Below are 12,724 nucleotides of genomic sequence, written 5' to 3' on the forward strand. Positions count from 1 at the left end.
CTCACAAGAAATTCCGCGCAAGGGACTTCCCATGTCTGCGACTGAAGCAACGACCCAACAGATTCCGGTCACCGTTCTGACCGGTTATCTCGGATCCGGAAAGACGACACTTCTGAACCGGATCCTGACCGAGAATCACGGCCAGAAATATGCCGTGATCGTCAATGAATTCGGCGAAGTCGGCATCGACAACGACCTGCTGGTCGAGTCGGACGAAGAAATCTTCGAAATGAACAACGGCTGCATCTGCTGCACCGTGCGCGGCGACCTGATCCGCACCGTGCAGAACCTGATGAAGCGCAAGGGTGCGTTCGACGCCATTATCGTGGAAACGACCGGCGTGGCCGACCCGGCCCCGGTCGCCCAGACCTTCTTCATGGATGACGACGTGCGGGCTGCCTCCAAGCTGGATGCGGTCGTCGCCGTGGTCGATGCGCGCCATGTGCTGCAGCGCCTGGATGATACGGAAGAGGCGGAAGACCAGATCGCCTTTGCCGATGTCATCCTGATCAACAAGACCGACCTGGTTTCCAAGGAGGAACTGGAGGAGGTCGAGGCCCGGATCGCGGCCATCAATCCTTATGCGGTTCGCCATTTCACCAAACGCTGCGAAGTGGATCTCAAGGCCGTGCTCGACCGCGGCGCCTTCGACCTCGACCGGATCCTGTCGCTCGATCCGCATTTCCTGGCACATGGCCACCACGAACACGAATGCGGCCCGGACTGCGACCACGAGCACCACCATGGCCATGACCACCATCATCACGATCATGAATGCGGTCCGGATTGCGACCACGACCACCATCACCATGACGACAATCCGCATTCGGTGAAGAGCATTTCGCTGAAGGCAGGCGATCTCAATCCGGAGCTGTTCTTTCCCTGGATCAACCAGGTCACCCAGGTTCAGGGGCCGAACATCCTGCGGCTGAAGGGTATTCTCGCGCTGAAGGACGATCCGCAGCGCTATGTCATCCAGGGCGTGCACATGATCGTGGAAGGCGATCACCAGCGCGACTGGAAGGCGGACGAGCCGCGCGAAAGCCGCCTGGTCTTCATCGGGCGCGATCTCAACTGGGATGTTCTGGAAAAGAGCTTCCAGGCCTGCGCAGCGGAATAGGAGCCCTCATGCCGACGATTGCTCCGGTCGACGCGGACGGCTTCATCGTCCGCGCCGGCTTCCTGAACGACACGGCTTATTTTGCCTCCGGTGAAGGCTATGTCTGTTTCGTCGAAGGTGCGGAAGCACGGGTCCAGGTTCATGAAGGCGGGCTTCTGGCCGCCGAAAGGACGCTGGACGGCAAGGCGCTGGTGACCTCCGGCGACGACGGCAAGATCCAGCAGGTTGCGCCGGACGGAAGCATCGGCCTTCTGGCCGAGCGTCCGCGCAAGTGGATCGATCTTCTCGCCTGCGGGCCGAACGGGGCGGTTGGTTTCGCCTCGGGACGGACCGCCTGGGTCCGGCTGGCCGACGGCAAGGAAAACGAATTCACCCATGAGCGGGCCGTCGGCGGACTGACCTTCGCGCCCAAGGGCATGAAGCTGGCCGTCGCCCGCTATGACGGCGCGACCGTGTGGTGGGCCAATGCGTCCGGAAAGCCGCAGGAATATTCCTGGAAAGGGGCGCACCTGGGCATCACCTATTCGCCGGACGGCAAGTATCTTGTGACCTCGATGCAGGAAAACGCGCTGCACGGCTGGCGGCTTGCCGACGAGCAGGACATGCGCATGACCGGCTATCCGGCCAAGGTGAAGTCCTGGAGCTGGTCAACGAAAGGTCGCTATCTGGCGACCTCAGGCGCCAATGCCGCGATCCTGTGGCCGTTCTCCGGCAAGACCGGCCCCATGGGGCAGACGCCGCTGCAGCTCGGCACGCGCGGCGACTTCCTGGTGACGGCGGTCGCCTGCCATCCGAGGGAAGAGGTCGTCGCGGTCGGCTATCAGGACGGCATGGTCATGCTGTGCCGTTTCGAGGACAATGCAGAGGTGCTCTTGCGCCGTCCCGGCAAGGGGCCGGTCTCGGCGCTCGGCTGGGACGGCGAAGGCGTGCGTCTGGCCTTCGGAACGGAAGAAGGCGAAGCCGGCATCATCTCCCTGCAGGACTAGCCGAAGCCGGTCGGCAGGGCGACCGGTCGCAATGACGATAACAACAAGAACGAAATACGGGGTTTGGAATGGACACTGTCACATCTTCGGGCGGCATGGTGGTCGCACCTCATACAGCAGCTGCAAACGCGGGCGCTGAAATCCTTGCCGACGGCGGTTCGGCCATTGAGGCGATGATTGCCGCGGCGAGCACGATTGCCGTTGTCTATCCGCATATGAACGCCATCGGCGGCGACGGCTTCTGGCTCATCGCCGAGCCGGGGAAGGATCCGAAGGCGCTTATGGCCTGCGGATCGGCCGGATCCAAGGCGACTGTCGCTGCCTATAACGAGGCCGGCTACGGCGCGATCCCGACGCGCGGCCCGATGGCGGCCCTGACGGTTGCCGGAACCATCGGCGGCTGGGGCAAGGCGCTGGAAGCCGCCCAGGCAATCGGCGCCGGCAAGACGCCACGCAGCGAATTGCTGCGCGAAGCGATCCGCTACGCCAAGGAAGGCATACGCGTCACCCGCAGCCAGACGGCCCTGACGGCGGAGAAATTCGACGAGTTGAAGGACCAGCCCGGTTTCGCGGACGTGTTTCTGGTCGACGGCAAGGTGCCCGAGGAAGGATCCACTCTCCGGCAGGAGCGGCTGGCCGACACGCTGCAGCATCTGGCCCATGACGGCTTTGAGGAATTCTACAAGGGCGATGTGGCGGCGGCCATTGCCGACGACCTGGACCGCATCGGGTCTCCGGTGACCAAGGGCGACCTGGCGGCCTATGAGGCCGGGTTCAAGGACGCGCTCAAGGTCGAGCTGAATTGCGGAACGGTCTTCAACGCGCCGCCGCCGACGCAAGGCCTGGCGTCCCTGATCATCCTCGGGCTCTACGACCGGCTGAAGACCGACGGCCGGGAAGGTTTCGACCTTGTCCACGGACTGGTGGAAGCGACCAAACGCGCCTTCCTGGTGCGCGACCGGATCGTCACCGATCCGATGCGCCTGCCGGAGCCGCCGAAAAATTTCCTCACGCCGGACTGGCTGGGCCGGGAGGCGGCGAAGATCGACATGCGCCGGGCGCTGGAATGGCCTTACAAGGGCGCGCATGGCGACACCATCTGGATGGGTGCGGTCGACAAGAAGGGCGTTTCCGTTTCCTTCATCCAGTCGATCTACTGGGAATTCGGCTCCGGCTGCGTGCTGCCGAAGACCGGGATCACCTGGCAGAACCGGGGTGCGAGTTTCTCGTTGCATCCGGAAGCGCTCAATGCGCTGGAGCCGGGCCGCCAGCCGTTCCACACGCTCAATCCGGCGATGGCCCGGCTGAAGGACGGCCGGACGGTCACCTACGGCACCATGGGCGGCGAAGGCCAGCCGCAGACCCAGGCCGCGATCTTTGCCCGTCACGTCCTGAACGGCATGCCCGTCGGCGAGGCGATCGATGCACCGCGCTGGCTGCTCGGCCGGACCTGGGGCGACGAAACGACGGCCCTCAGGCTGGAAAACCGCTTCGATCCGGATATCGTAAGGGCTCTTGAGCGGTGCGGTCACGACGTGGTCGAAATGGCGGATGCCTATTCCGACACCATGGGCCATGCGGGCATGATCGTGCGCAACACCAAAGGCGGCCTCGAAGGGGCCCACGATCCGCGCGCCGACGGAGGTGCTGCAGTCGCTTAATATGGGCGCATAACACGGGCGGGCCGGACGGTTGCCGGCCAGGGGAAGAGCATGGATGCCATCACGCGAATGCGCTGTTTTATTCAGGTCGTCGACAGCCGGGGGTTTTCGGCGGCGGCACGCGAAATGGGGCGCTCGAAGGCGCTGGTGTCCAAATATATCAGCGAGCTGGAAGATGAACTCGGCGTCCGTCTGCTCAACCGCACGACCCGGCAGGTATCGCTGACCGAGGTCGGCGAGTCCTATTACAAGGAAGCCTCCGACATCCTGCAGCGGATCGACGATCTGCAGGCCTCCGTCCAGTCTTCCCACACAGGTGTGCGCGGCAGGCTCAGGGTCTCCGCGCCGCGGTCCATGGGCGACGCCCTGTTCAATCAGGCGGCCATGGCGTTTCTGGCGGCCAATCCGGAAGTGTCGATGGACCTCAGGCTCGAAGACCGTTTCGTGGATCTGGTGGATGAAGGTTTCGACGTGGCGATCCGCGTGACGGAGATGGAGGATTCCAGCCTGATCGCCCGCAAGATCGCTCCGTTCCGGACCGTTGTCTGCGCGACGCCGGAGGTGATTGCGACCTACGGTGCACCCAAGGTTCCGGCCGATCTGTCCAGCCGGCCCTGCATCATCGACACGAATTACCGGTTCAAGCAGAACTGGGGATTTTCCGATGGCGGGCGTAGACTTTCCGTGGTGGTTCGCGGCCGGGCGGAGGTGAACAGTGCGCTCGGCGGGCGCGACGCGGCCTTGTGCGGCCTCGGGTTCCTGCGCACGCCCTATATTTTCGTGGCCAGTGAACTGGAAGCAGGAAAACTGGTCACGGTTCTGGAAAACTATGAATCCAGCACACAGGCGATTTACGCCGTTTATCCGCACCGGCGGCACCTTTCGGGAAAGGTGCGCGCCTTTGTCGATTTTCTGGTCGAGTGGCTGGCGGAGCGGAAGAAAGCCGGAGAATCCTGCCCGGCCTAAACGTCTTGCGGGGTTCCTCCGAACCAGCGAATGGCAAGCTTCGCTTCTGGGAACTGGCAGACTCTATCCTCAACCACAGCGTCATCACACGGCGAAGTCCGGGTGATCCAATGCCCGTTTCGTCGGATTTCAAGCCAGGACGATGCTGAACGATCGTAGTCGTCTGTGGATCATGGCTTTAGATTTTCCGTCCGGCGAGGCGAGCGGATCGCCCGGACTTCGCCGGGCGATGACACCGAGAGCGGGTCAGGCCGACAGGCGCTCCTCGGCGATCCGGTCGGCGATCTGTTCCGGGGTCTTGTCTTCGGCGCTGGCGCGCTTGAAGATTTCCGTCAGCGTGTCGCCGATGGCGAGCGTCTTCCTCCGGACCGCTTCGTCGCTGCCGCCTGGTGTGGCCAATGCAATGGAAATCACTCCGCCGGCGTTGATTGCGTAGTCGGGCGCATAGAGGATGCCGCGCGCCTTGAGCGCCTCGCCGTCGGCCGGGGTCTGCAACTGGTTGTTCGCGGCACCTGCCACGATCTTCGCCTGGATCTGCGGGATCGTCCCGGCGTTCAGGCCCGCGCCGAGGGCGCAGGGGGCGAAGATATCGGCCTCGACCCGATGGGCTTCTGCCGGATCGACGGCCCGGGCGTCGAAGGTCTCGATGGCCTTCAGCACGGACGGGGCGTGAATGTCGGACACGATCAGTTTTGCGCCTGCTTCATGCAGTCGGGCAGCCACATCGGAACCCACGTGGCCGAGGCCCTGCACGGAGACGGTCAGGCCGGTGAGGTCATCGGTGCCGTAGACATGGCGGACGGCGGCCTTGATGCCGGTGAAGACGCCGAGAGCCGTATAGGGGGAGGGGTCTCCGAGGCCTGTGGCCCTGGTCCCGCGCACATGGGCGGTCGAGTTGGCAATGTATTCCATGTCTTCCGGCGACACGCCGACATCTTCGGCGGTGATATAGGTGCCCGACAGGCGGTTCACATGGCGGCCGAAGGCCTCCATCATTTCCGGCGTCTTGTCCTTGCGCGGATCGGCGATGATCACCGCCTTGCCGCCGCCGAGGTCCAGGCCGGCCAGGGCATTCTTGTAGGTCATGCCCCGGGAAAGCCGGAGGGCGTCGGTCAGGGCCTCTGCGTGGCTGGCATAGGGCCAGACCCGGCAGCCGCCGAGGCTCGGGCCGAGAGCGGTGCTGTGAATGGCGATGATGGCGGAAAGGCCGGTTTCCCGGTCGCGGACGTAGACGACGTCTTCATGGTCGTGGAATTCGGGATGATCGAAGACGGTGGCGAAAACACCGGCTTCCTTGATGGATCGGGGCAGGGCGTTCATGAGTTCACTCTTCAGAAAGTGTGCTTCTGAAACAAAGATTACTCCTGAATGCGGGAATAACGTGTCTAATATTGCGGAATCTGACGAAGAAGAGTCTATTTTCTTCCGCATATTCCGGATTATCCGGGAAATTAATTTTCGGTAATTATGGCGCTGCAACATCGTTGCAGGCCTTGATCCCGCCGTGTTCCCGATGCAAGGACAAGACAGTCCAACCGATCCTCTTGTCCGTGCAGGTGCGATGTCCGTCCTTCCCGCGTTTATAGTGCGATACGTCCAGTCCGGTCTGGCGCTTTTCTGCCTGCTTCTGTCCTCCATGGCGGCGGTTGCCCATCCGCATATTTTCGTCGAGGCCCGCTCCAAGCTCGTGTTCGACGACAAGGGCAATGCGGTCGCCGTCGACCATGTGTTCCGCTTCGACGATGCCTATACCGCCTTCGCGATCCAGGGGTTCGATGCCAACGGGGACGGACACTACAGCCGCGAGGAACTCGCCGAGCTTGCCAAGGTGAATATCGAGGGCATTGCCGAATACGGTTACTTCACCTTCGGCGACAACACGCGTGTGGAGCTCGATTTCACTCCGCCGACGGATTACTGGCTCGAGGTCAAGTCCGTGCCTCTCAAGGACTACTGGGCGATGAAGCCAGAGGACTTCGAGGCCATGGAGGAAGACCGCCGGATGAACGGGACCGACATACCGGACACCGTCGATCTTCTGGAACTGCATTTCCGCCTGCCGTTGAAAGAGCCGAGCGACGCCACGAAGCCGATCACGCTGGACGTCTACGATCCGACCTATTACGTCGATTTCCGCTTCGCCAAGGGAGACGATGCGCTCGGGGTGGTGAATGCGCCGGGCAAATGCGGGATCGAGCGCAAGGAACCGCCCGCTCTGGACGATGCGACGGCTTACGCGCTGGCGCAGATCGGTCCGGACCAGCGGGACCTGCCGCCCGAACTGCAGTCCGCCGCGGCGACACAGGTCAACCAGATGATCGTGACCTGCGATGTGGCCGGCGCCGGCGTTGCGGCGGCAACCACAGGAACGGGGGCGGGTGTCCCCCGAAACGGCCAGGAGGCGATTACCCAGGCGCTGAACACGGCAAAGCAGCCGGATGCACCGGCCGCGGCCAGTCCCGGTCTGGTCAGCAAATGGTTCGGCACCATTGCCCGGCTGCAGAGCGAGTTCTATCAGAAGCTGGTCAGTGCGCTCCGTTCGTTCCGGACCAATCCGAACGCCGCATGGCTTCTGATCGGGATATCCTTCGCCTACGGCATCTTCCATGCTGCGGGTCCGGGACACGGCAAGGCGATCATCTCGTCCTATGTGGTCGCCAACAACGAAACGCTGAAGAAGGGCATTGTGCTGTCGTTCGTCTCGGCGTTCGCGCAGGCTGTGACCGCGATCGTGCTCGTCGGGGCCGCTGCCATGGTCTTCAACCTGACCTCGATTGCGATCCAGGACACTGCGCGCTGGTTCGAGATCGGCTCCTATATCCTCATCACCGTTCTTGGCGGCTGGCTGTTGTGGCAAAAGGCGCTGCAGCCCGTGCTGGCCGGATTTTCCCTGCCGGCCGGCCATGCTCATGCAGGCCATGGTCACCATCACCACGGGCATGACCACCACCATCACGACATCGGCGCGGACGGCGTCTGTTCCACCTGCGGCCATGCCCATGCGCCGACGCCGGACATGGTGCAGGGCAGGATCACACTCGCCCGCGCCGCGTCGATCGTGCTCGCCGTGGGCCTCCGGCCGTGTACCGGCGCGCTGATCGTTCTGGTGTTTGCCCTGTCCCAGGGACTGATTGCGGCCGGCATCGCCTCGACATTGGTCATGGCGCTCGGCACGGGCATCACCGTATCCGTGCTTGCGGGACTGGCCGTGGGCGCCAAGGGGTTTGCCGTACGCCTGTCCGGTGACGGCAGCCGGTTGGCCCATGTGGTGCACCGGACCATCGAGATCGGCGGCGCGCTGCTGGTGTTCTTCCTCGGCGTGACCTTGCTGATCGCCACGCTCGGCTGGGGTTAGGCGTCTTTGTTATCCGCGCCAAGGATGATGGGCTTTCCATGAGGCGTCGCTTTCGCGGCCCGGTCCCAGGCATCCTTGAGACCGGCAAGCGTTTCAGCCGAGGTGGCGCCTTTTTCCGCGAGCAGCTTTTCAAAGGCGGCCAGCCAGTGCCGGTAATAATCCGCACCCGTGTCCTCGGGGCTGGAGCCGGCCGCGCGGATTTCCGCTCCGAGCGCCTGGGTCCATTCCGGCCAGGTGAACAGGCCGGCGTCATGGGCGGACACGGTCATGGCGAAGACGCGCGCCTCCCACGGTTCGCGGAACACCGGCGTCTCGCCGTCACTCGGCAGGCCGGGGATTTTCTGCGTGAGGGCGGAAGCGTCGATCTCAGGCGGGGTCAAGGTAAGGCTCCCAGAGATCGACCCGGACCGTGAGGCCGGGATCCGCATCCGCGCCCCAGAGATCGCTTGCCTTGAACGCAACACCGTAAAGCCAGTGCGGCTGTTCGCCGAGTCCGTGGGCATTGGTGTCCGGGAACACGTGGACGCCGTGAACGGCCTCGATCACGCCCGCGTGGCCGCGGACATAGCGGGGCAGGCGGGTATGGGTTTCCGGGTGCATGTTCTTTGCGATCACCCGGTCGCCGACATTGAATCTCGCCGGCGCGGAGGCAGGCCGGTCGACCGGTCCACCCTTGGCAAGCACCGTCTCGACGTCGTCCGCCATCAGCTTGCGTTTGACCGGCAGAGGCGGTGTGAGTGCGTGTCCGGCCGCGATTTCGTCTTCCGTGACGAGGCCGCGTTCGGCGAGCAGCTTTTCCAGGCCTGCCAGCCAGATCTGGTAGTAGCTTGAGGAAAGATATTGCGCCGGCGGCAGCGTTTCGCGTGCATGCCGGGAGGCATCCAGCGTCCAGCTTCCCGTCGCGCCCATCGCCAGGGTCGCCGCGAAGGCGCGCCTTTCCCATTCGCCATGAAACAGAGGTTCGTTGTCGTCGTGGACGACCGGGCCGAAGCCCATCATGCCGCCGAGATCCTGGGCGCCGTTCATGAGGAAGCCTCGCCCAACTGATCCGGGGTCAGCGCCAGTCCGGTTCCAATCATGCTGTCCCGCGTGACGAGCTTCGCCAGGTCTTCGGCGCTCCAGCCCTCCGTGCCCTCGGGGCGTCGGGGAATGACGAGGTAGCGGACTTCCGCCGTGGAATCCCAGACCCGGATGTCGGTTGCCGCCGGCAATTCGATACCGAAGTCCTTCAAGACGCCGCGCGGATCGCGAACCGCCTTTGAGCGATAGGGGGCAGACTTGTACCAGACCGGTGGCAGGCCCAGCACCGGCCACGGATAGCAGGAGCACAAGGTGCAGACGACCATGTTGTGAGTGTCGTCGGTGTTTTCGACCGCGACCATGTGCTCCCCCTGGCGGCCGATATAGCCGAGGTGGTGAATGGCGGCGGTCGCGTCCTTCATGAGCCAGTCGTGATAGTCCGGATCCGTCCAGGCCGTTGCCACCACATGCGCACCGTTGCGCGGCCCCACCTTTGTCTCGTAGGTGTCGATCAGCTTGTCCATCGCCGCCGGATCGACATAACCCTTTTCCGTCAGAACGGTTTCCAGTGCGCGGACGCGAAGCTCCGTTTCCGAAAGTTCGGAATGGTCATGGTCATGGTGATGATCGTGAGAATGAGACATGGCCGGTGGGACCTCGATCAGGCGATATGTTTCAGGCGAGGCCGAGACGGCGTCCGCGGTACTCTCTCGCGGCGTCGCCGAAGGCCCTGAACAGCTTCTGTGACGGCCCGTCGCTCGCGACCCAGTATTCCGGATGCCACTGGGTTGCGACCACGTAGCCCGGGCCATCCTTGACCGAGACCGCCTCGATGGTGCCGTCTTCGGCCCGGGCGACCACGGTCAGCCGGTCTCCAAGCGTTCCAAGAGCCTGCCGGTGAAGCGAATTGACGTCAACCGGTTCCTCGCCAAGGATCTCAGCCAGCGGGCTGTCGGGCTCGATCTCGATCGGGTGGGCGATCTTGAAACGGGTGTCCTGGTGTTCCGACGTGGGCGCGCGGTGATCGGCCCGGCCTTCCATGTCCTGGATCTCCGTCAGCAGCGTGCCGCCGAGAGCGACATTGAGTTCCTGCATGCCCCGGCAGATGGCGAATACCGGTACGCCGCGTTCCAAGGCGCGCCTGAGCAGCGGCAGCGTCGTGGCATCGCGTTCCGGATCGTAGGGGCCGTTGGCTTCCGTTGCCTCGCCGCCGTAAAGCTGCGGATTGACGTTGGACCGGGACCCGGTCGCCAAAACGCCGTCGACCTGGTCGAGCGCGCCGTCGATATCGATGTCGGCGCCGAGCGACGGCAGGATGACCGGCAGCGCGTCCGATCCGCGGACGACGGCCTGCAGATATGTAGAGGGGGCGGCGTGCCAGTTATAACCGTCGACCGGCTTTACATCCGCCGTGACTAGAATGAGGGGTTTCGTCATTTGGGTATCCGAGTGGAGAGCCGTCAGAAGGCTGCTGCCGTTGTTGTCGAGGGCCTGTTGCGTATCAGATCCGAAGCCGGGTGCCTAACGGATCCTAATCAAGGAGTCCCAGTTCCTGGGCCACCTTGTAGAGCTGGGCTGCGTTCTTGGTGCCAACTTTTTCGCGCAGGTTCAAGCGGTGAGATTCGACCGTGCGCACGCTGATGCCCAGATTCTTCGCCACTTCCTTGTTCGGCTGGCCCTTGGCGATCGCCGTGAGCACCTGGCGCTCGCGCTCCGTGAGGCCGTAGGGATCCTCGACGAGCGGGGCCTGGGGTTCGCTCATGAGGTTCTGGCCGACCGCGGACGAGAAATAGTAGCCGCCATTGGCGACGCTGGTTATCGCGGTGATCATTTCCTTCGCGGAGATGTCCTTCAGGATATAGCCGCGCGCACCGGCCTGAACCATGCCGCGCACATATTCCGGATTGTCATATATGGACAGGACGAGGACGCTTGTTCCGGGAAACCGCCTGCGAACCTCGTTCGCCGCCTCAAGGCCGTTCATGACCGGCATGGAAATGTCCATGAGGACGACGTCCGGCTTGAGTACGGCCACAAGGTCCAGCGCTTCCCGGCCGTTGGTCGCTTCGCCGACGACTTCGATCGCGCCGGTCTTTTCCAGCCGCGCACGAATGCCGTCCCGGACCAGTTCGTGGTCATCGGCGAGCAGGACCCTGATCGTTTGAGCGGTGGTTTCGATTGTCATCTCAGGCCGCCTTGTTTGCTCTGTCTTCGAGCGGCATGCTCACCCGAAGGCGGGTGCCGCCGTCCGCCCGGCGCGACAGCCGGAGCGTTCCGCCGTAGGTTTCGATCCGCTCCCGCATGTTGCGGATCCCCAGCCCGCCGTTCTGCGGCAGCGGATGGGGAATGCCGATGCCGTCGTCCTCGACGACCAGCGCCAATGTGTGCGGCCCGACCTTCAGAACGATCTTCACATTCCGGGCCTCCGAGTGGCGCGCGACATTGGTCATGCATTCCTGGACAACCCGGTATAGCGCGGTTTTCGCCCCGTCGGACAGCCTGTCGTGGCTTCTTTCGGCGTCGACGGAAACCGCTATCCCGGATTGTGTCTGGAATTCGTTGCCGAGACTGACGAGCGCGGTCGCCAGCCCCATGTCGTCCAGAAGGCTCGGCCTCAGGTCGCGGGAGATCCTGCGCACCTCTGAAATGGCGCCGTCCAGCGTCTTGAGGCACTTGCTTGCGTAGTCGCGCAGGGCCGTGGCGCTCCCGGCTTCGCTCTGGATCATTTCTATGCCGTAGCGAACCGAGACCAGCAACTGGGAAATACTGTCATGCAGTTCCGTGGAAACCCGTTTGCGTTCCTGTTCCTGCACATCGAAGATCCGGTTCGTGAGCTCCTTGAGCTTGCTGTCGGCAAACCGCTCCTCGGAAAAGCGCACGCCTGCGATCAGCGTGCCGGCGATGACGATGGCAATCAGGGTGATGGCGAAGATCACGATGACGGTCTGGCGGATGCTCACGGCGAAATCGGCCCGGATCGCATCCACTTCATGGGCAATGTCATCGGTATAGAGACCCGTGCCCAGCATCCAGCCCCAGTCCTTGAGCAGGATGGCGTAGCCGAGCTTTTCCTCCACGAGCCCGGTGCTCGGCTTGTTCCAGACATACTCGTGGAAACCGCCTCCGGCCTTTGCCGCCTCGATCAGGTTGCGGATGACATAGTCGCCCTCCGGATCCTGCAGGTCCCACCATTTTCCGCCCACCAGGTTTTTCAGTTTAGGGTGAACGATATTGGTGCCGTCGAGCGTATAGACAAAAAAGTAGCCGTCCTCGCCGAAAGTCATATTGTTGATGATCTTCTTGACTTCTTCCTGGGCCGCCGCCCGGCCGCCGGGTTCTTCCTTGTAGATCCGCTCGATGGACGTCAGCGCGAGGCTGATATAGTTGCGGATTTCCTGCCGTTTTGTTTCCAGGATCCTCTCTTCGACCGCGCGGGTTTCCACCTCGATCAGCCGGTGCGCCTGATAATAGGTGGCGCCGCCGATCAGGATCGATACGGCGACAAGGGGCAGAAGCGTGATCAGGAGCAATTTGGTTTTAAATGTCACGCCCGGTATCTCCCAGGTTGTATCGGAGTGCACTTTCGGGGTGCGGCTTTGTGGCAGGGTTCAGTAGT

12 protein-coding genes are annotated in these 12,724 nt (G+C 63.2%); 5 read left to right on the top strand and 7 right to left on the bottom strand.

Annotation, left to right across the window (positions count from 1 at the left end):
• Nucleotides 1–31 precede the first annotated feature (31 nt).
• From HK439_RS19130 to HK439_RS19145, 4 genes are all read left to right on the top strand, one after another.
• A complete protein-coding gene (locus tag HK439_RS19130; RefSeq protein WP_190293081.1) occupies nt 32–1,120 on the top strand; it encodes a CobW family GTP-binding protein in 1,089 nt (362 codons plus the stop codon).
• An 8-nt stretch (nt 1,121–1,128) separates the two neighbouring features.
• Complete coding sequence (locus tag HK439_RS19135) at nt 1,129–2,106, top strand: WD40 repeat domain-containing protein (protein WP_190293082.1); 978 nt, start codon at nt 1,129–1,131, stop codon at nt 2,104–2,106.
• A 68-nt stretch (nt 2,107–2,174) separates the two neighbouring features.
• A complete protein-coding gene (locus HK439_RS19140; RefSeq protein WP_190293083.1) occupies nt 2,175–3,767 on the top strand; it encodes a gamma-glutamyltransferase family protein in 1,593 nt (530 codons plus the stop codon).
• A 51-nt stretch (nt 3,768–3,818) separates the two neighbouring features.
• Nucleotides 3,819–4,733, top strand: a complete 915-nt coding sequence (locus tag HK439_RS19145; RefSeq protein ID WP_190293084.1) for a LysR family transcriptional regulator — start codon at nt 3,819–3,821, stop codon at nt 4,731–4,733.
• Between the two features lie 246 nt (nt 4,734–4,979).
• On the opposite strand, the gene HK439_RS19150 is transcribed toward HK439_RS19145, so the two are convergent.
• The gene (locus tag HK439_RS19150; RefSeq protein ID WP_190293085.1) at nt 4,980–6,053 is read right to left on the bottom strand and encodes a Glu/Leu/Phe/Val dehydrogenase; all 1,074 of its coding nucleotides are present in this window, start codon (nt 6,051–6,053) and stop codon (nt 4,980–4,982) included.
• A 241-nt stretch (nt 6,054–6,294) separates the two neighbouring features.
• Between HK439_RS19150 and HK439_RS19155 the strand changes: the two genes are divergently transcribed.
• On the top strand, nt 6,295–8,088 hold the full coding sequence (locus tag HK439_RS19155) for a DUF1007 family protein (RefSeq protein ID WP_190293086.1): 1,794 nt from the start codon (nt 6,295–6,297) through the stop codon (nt 8,086–8,088).
• Here HK439_RS19155 and HK439_RS19160 read toward each other — a convergent pair.
• The 6 genes from HK439_RS19160 to HK439_RS19185 all read right to left on the bottom strand — a co-directional run bounded on the left by HK439_RS19160 (nt 8,085) and on the right by HK439_RS19185 (nt 12,656).
• The gene (locus HK439_RS19160; protein ID WP_235988013.1) at nt 8,085–8,468 is read right to left on the bottom strand and encodes a nitrile hydratase accessory protein; all 384 of its coding nucleotides are present in this window, start codon (nt 8,466–8,468) and stop codon (nt 8,085–8,087) included. The genes HK439_RS19155 and HK439_RS19160 overlap by 4 nt on opposite strands.
• Nucleotides 8,455–9,114 carry a nitrile hydratase subunit beta gene (gene nthB / locus HK439_RS19165; protein WP_190293088.1) on the bottom strand — a complete coding sequence of 220 codons (660 nt, stop codon included), beginning with the start codon at nt 9,112–9,114 and terminating at the stop codon, nt 8,455–8,457. The genes HK439_RS19160 and nthB overlap by 14 nt, the downstream gene beginning before the upstream one ends.
• Nucleotides 9,111–9,752: a nitrile hydratase subunit alpha gene (gene nthA / locus HK439_RS19170; RefSeq protein ID WP_190293089.1), complete on the bottom strand. Its 642-nt coding sequence runs from the start codon at nt 9,750–9,752 to the stop codon at nt 9,111–9,113. Before nthA ends, nthB begins: the two co-directional genes overlap by 4 nt.
• Before the next feature lie 31 nt (nt 9,753–9,783).
• The gene (locus HK439_RS19175; protein WP_190293090.1) at nt 9,784–10,545 is read right to left on the bottom strand and encodes a gamma-glutamyl-gamma-aminobutyrate hydrolase family protein; all 762 of its coding nucleotides are present in this window, start codon (nt 10,543–10,545) and stop codon (nt 9,784–9,786) included.
• A gap of 94 nt (nt 10,546–10,639) precedes the next feature.
• Nucleotides 10,640–11,293 (bottom strand): response regulator transcription factor, encoded by a 654-nt coding sequence (locus HK439_RS19180; RefSeq protein WP_190293091.1) that lies wholly within the window; start codon nt 11,291–11,293, stop codon nt 10,640–10,642.
• A 1-nt stretch (nt 11,294) separates the two neighbouring features.
• On the bottom strand, nt 11,295–12,656 hold the full coding sequence (locus HK439_RS19185) for a cache domain-containing protein (protein ID WP_190293092.1): 1,362 nt from the start codon (nt 12,654–12,656) through the stop codon (nt 11,295–11,297).
• Nucleotides 12,657–12,724 lie beyond the last annotated feature (68 nt).

Origin of the sequence: Roseibium aggregatum (assembly GCF_014692675.1) — a bacterium.
In the GTDB taxonomy this organism is placed as follows: Bacteria; Pseudomonadota; Alphaproteobacteria; order Rhizobiales; family Stappiaceae; genus Roseibium; species Roseibium aggregatum_C.

Excerpts from the sequence above, each read along its gene's own strand:
- HK439_RS19130 (WP_190293081.1), top strand. The coding sequence starts at position 32 with ATGTCTGCGACTGAAGCAACGACCCAACAGATTCCGGTCACCGTTCTG.
- HK439_RS19135 (WP_190293082.1), top strand. The coding sequence starts at position 1,129 with ATGCCGACGATTGCTCCGGTCGACGCGGACGGCTTCATCGTCCGCGCC.
- HK439_RS19140 (WP_190293083.1), top strand. The coding sequence starts at position 2,175 with ATGGACACTGTCACATCTTCGGGCGGCATGGTGGTCGCACCTCATACA.
- HK439_RS19145 (WP_190293084.1), top strand. The coding sequence starts at position 3,819 with ATGGATGCCATCACGCGAATGCGCTGTTTTATTCAGGTCGTCGACAGC.
- HK439_RS19150 (WP_190293085.1), bottom strand. The coding sequence starts at position 6,053 with ATGAACGCCCTGCCCCGATCCATCAAGGAAGCCGGTGTTTTCGCCACC.
- HK439_RS19155 (WP_190293086.1), top strand. The coding sequence starts at position 6,295 with ATGTCCGTCCTTCCCGCGTTTATAGTGCGATACGTCCAGTCCGGTCTG.
- nthB (WP_190293088.1), bottom strand. The coding sequence starts at position 9,114 with ATGAACGGCGCCCAGGATCTCGGCGGCATGATGGGCTTCGGCCCGGTC.
- nthA (WP_190293089.1), bottom strand. The coding sequence starts at position 9,752 with ATGTCTCATTCTCACGATCATCACCATGACCATGACCATTCCGAACTT.
- HK439_RS19175 (WP_190293090.1), bottom strand. The coding sequence starts at position 10,545 with ATGACGAAACCCCTCATTCTAGTCACGGCGGATGTAAAGCCGGTCGAC.
- HK439_RS19180 (WP_190293091.1), bottom strand. The coding sequence starts at position 11,293 with ATGACAATCGAAACCACCGCTCAAACGATCAGGGTCCTGCTCGCCGAT.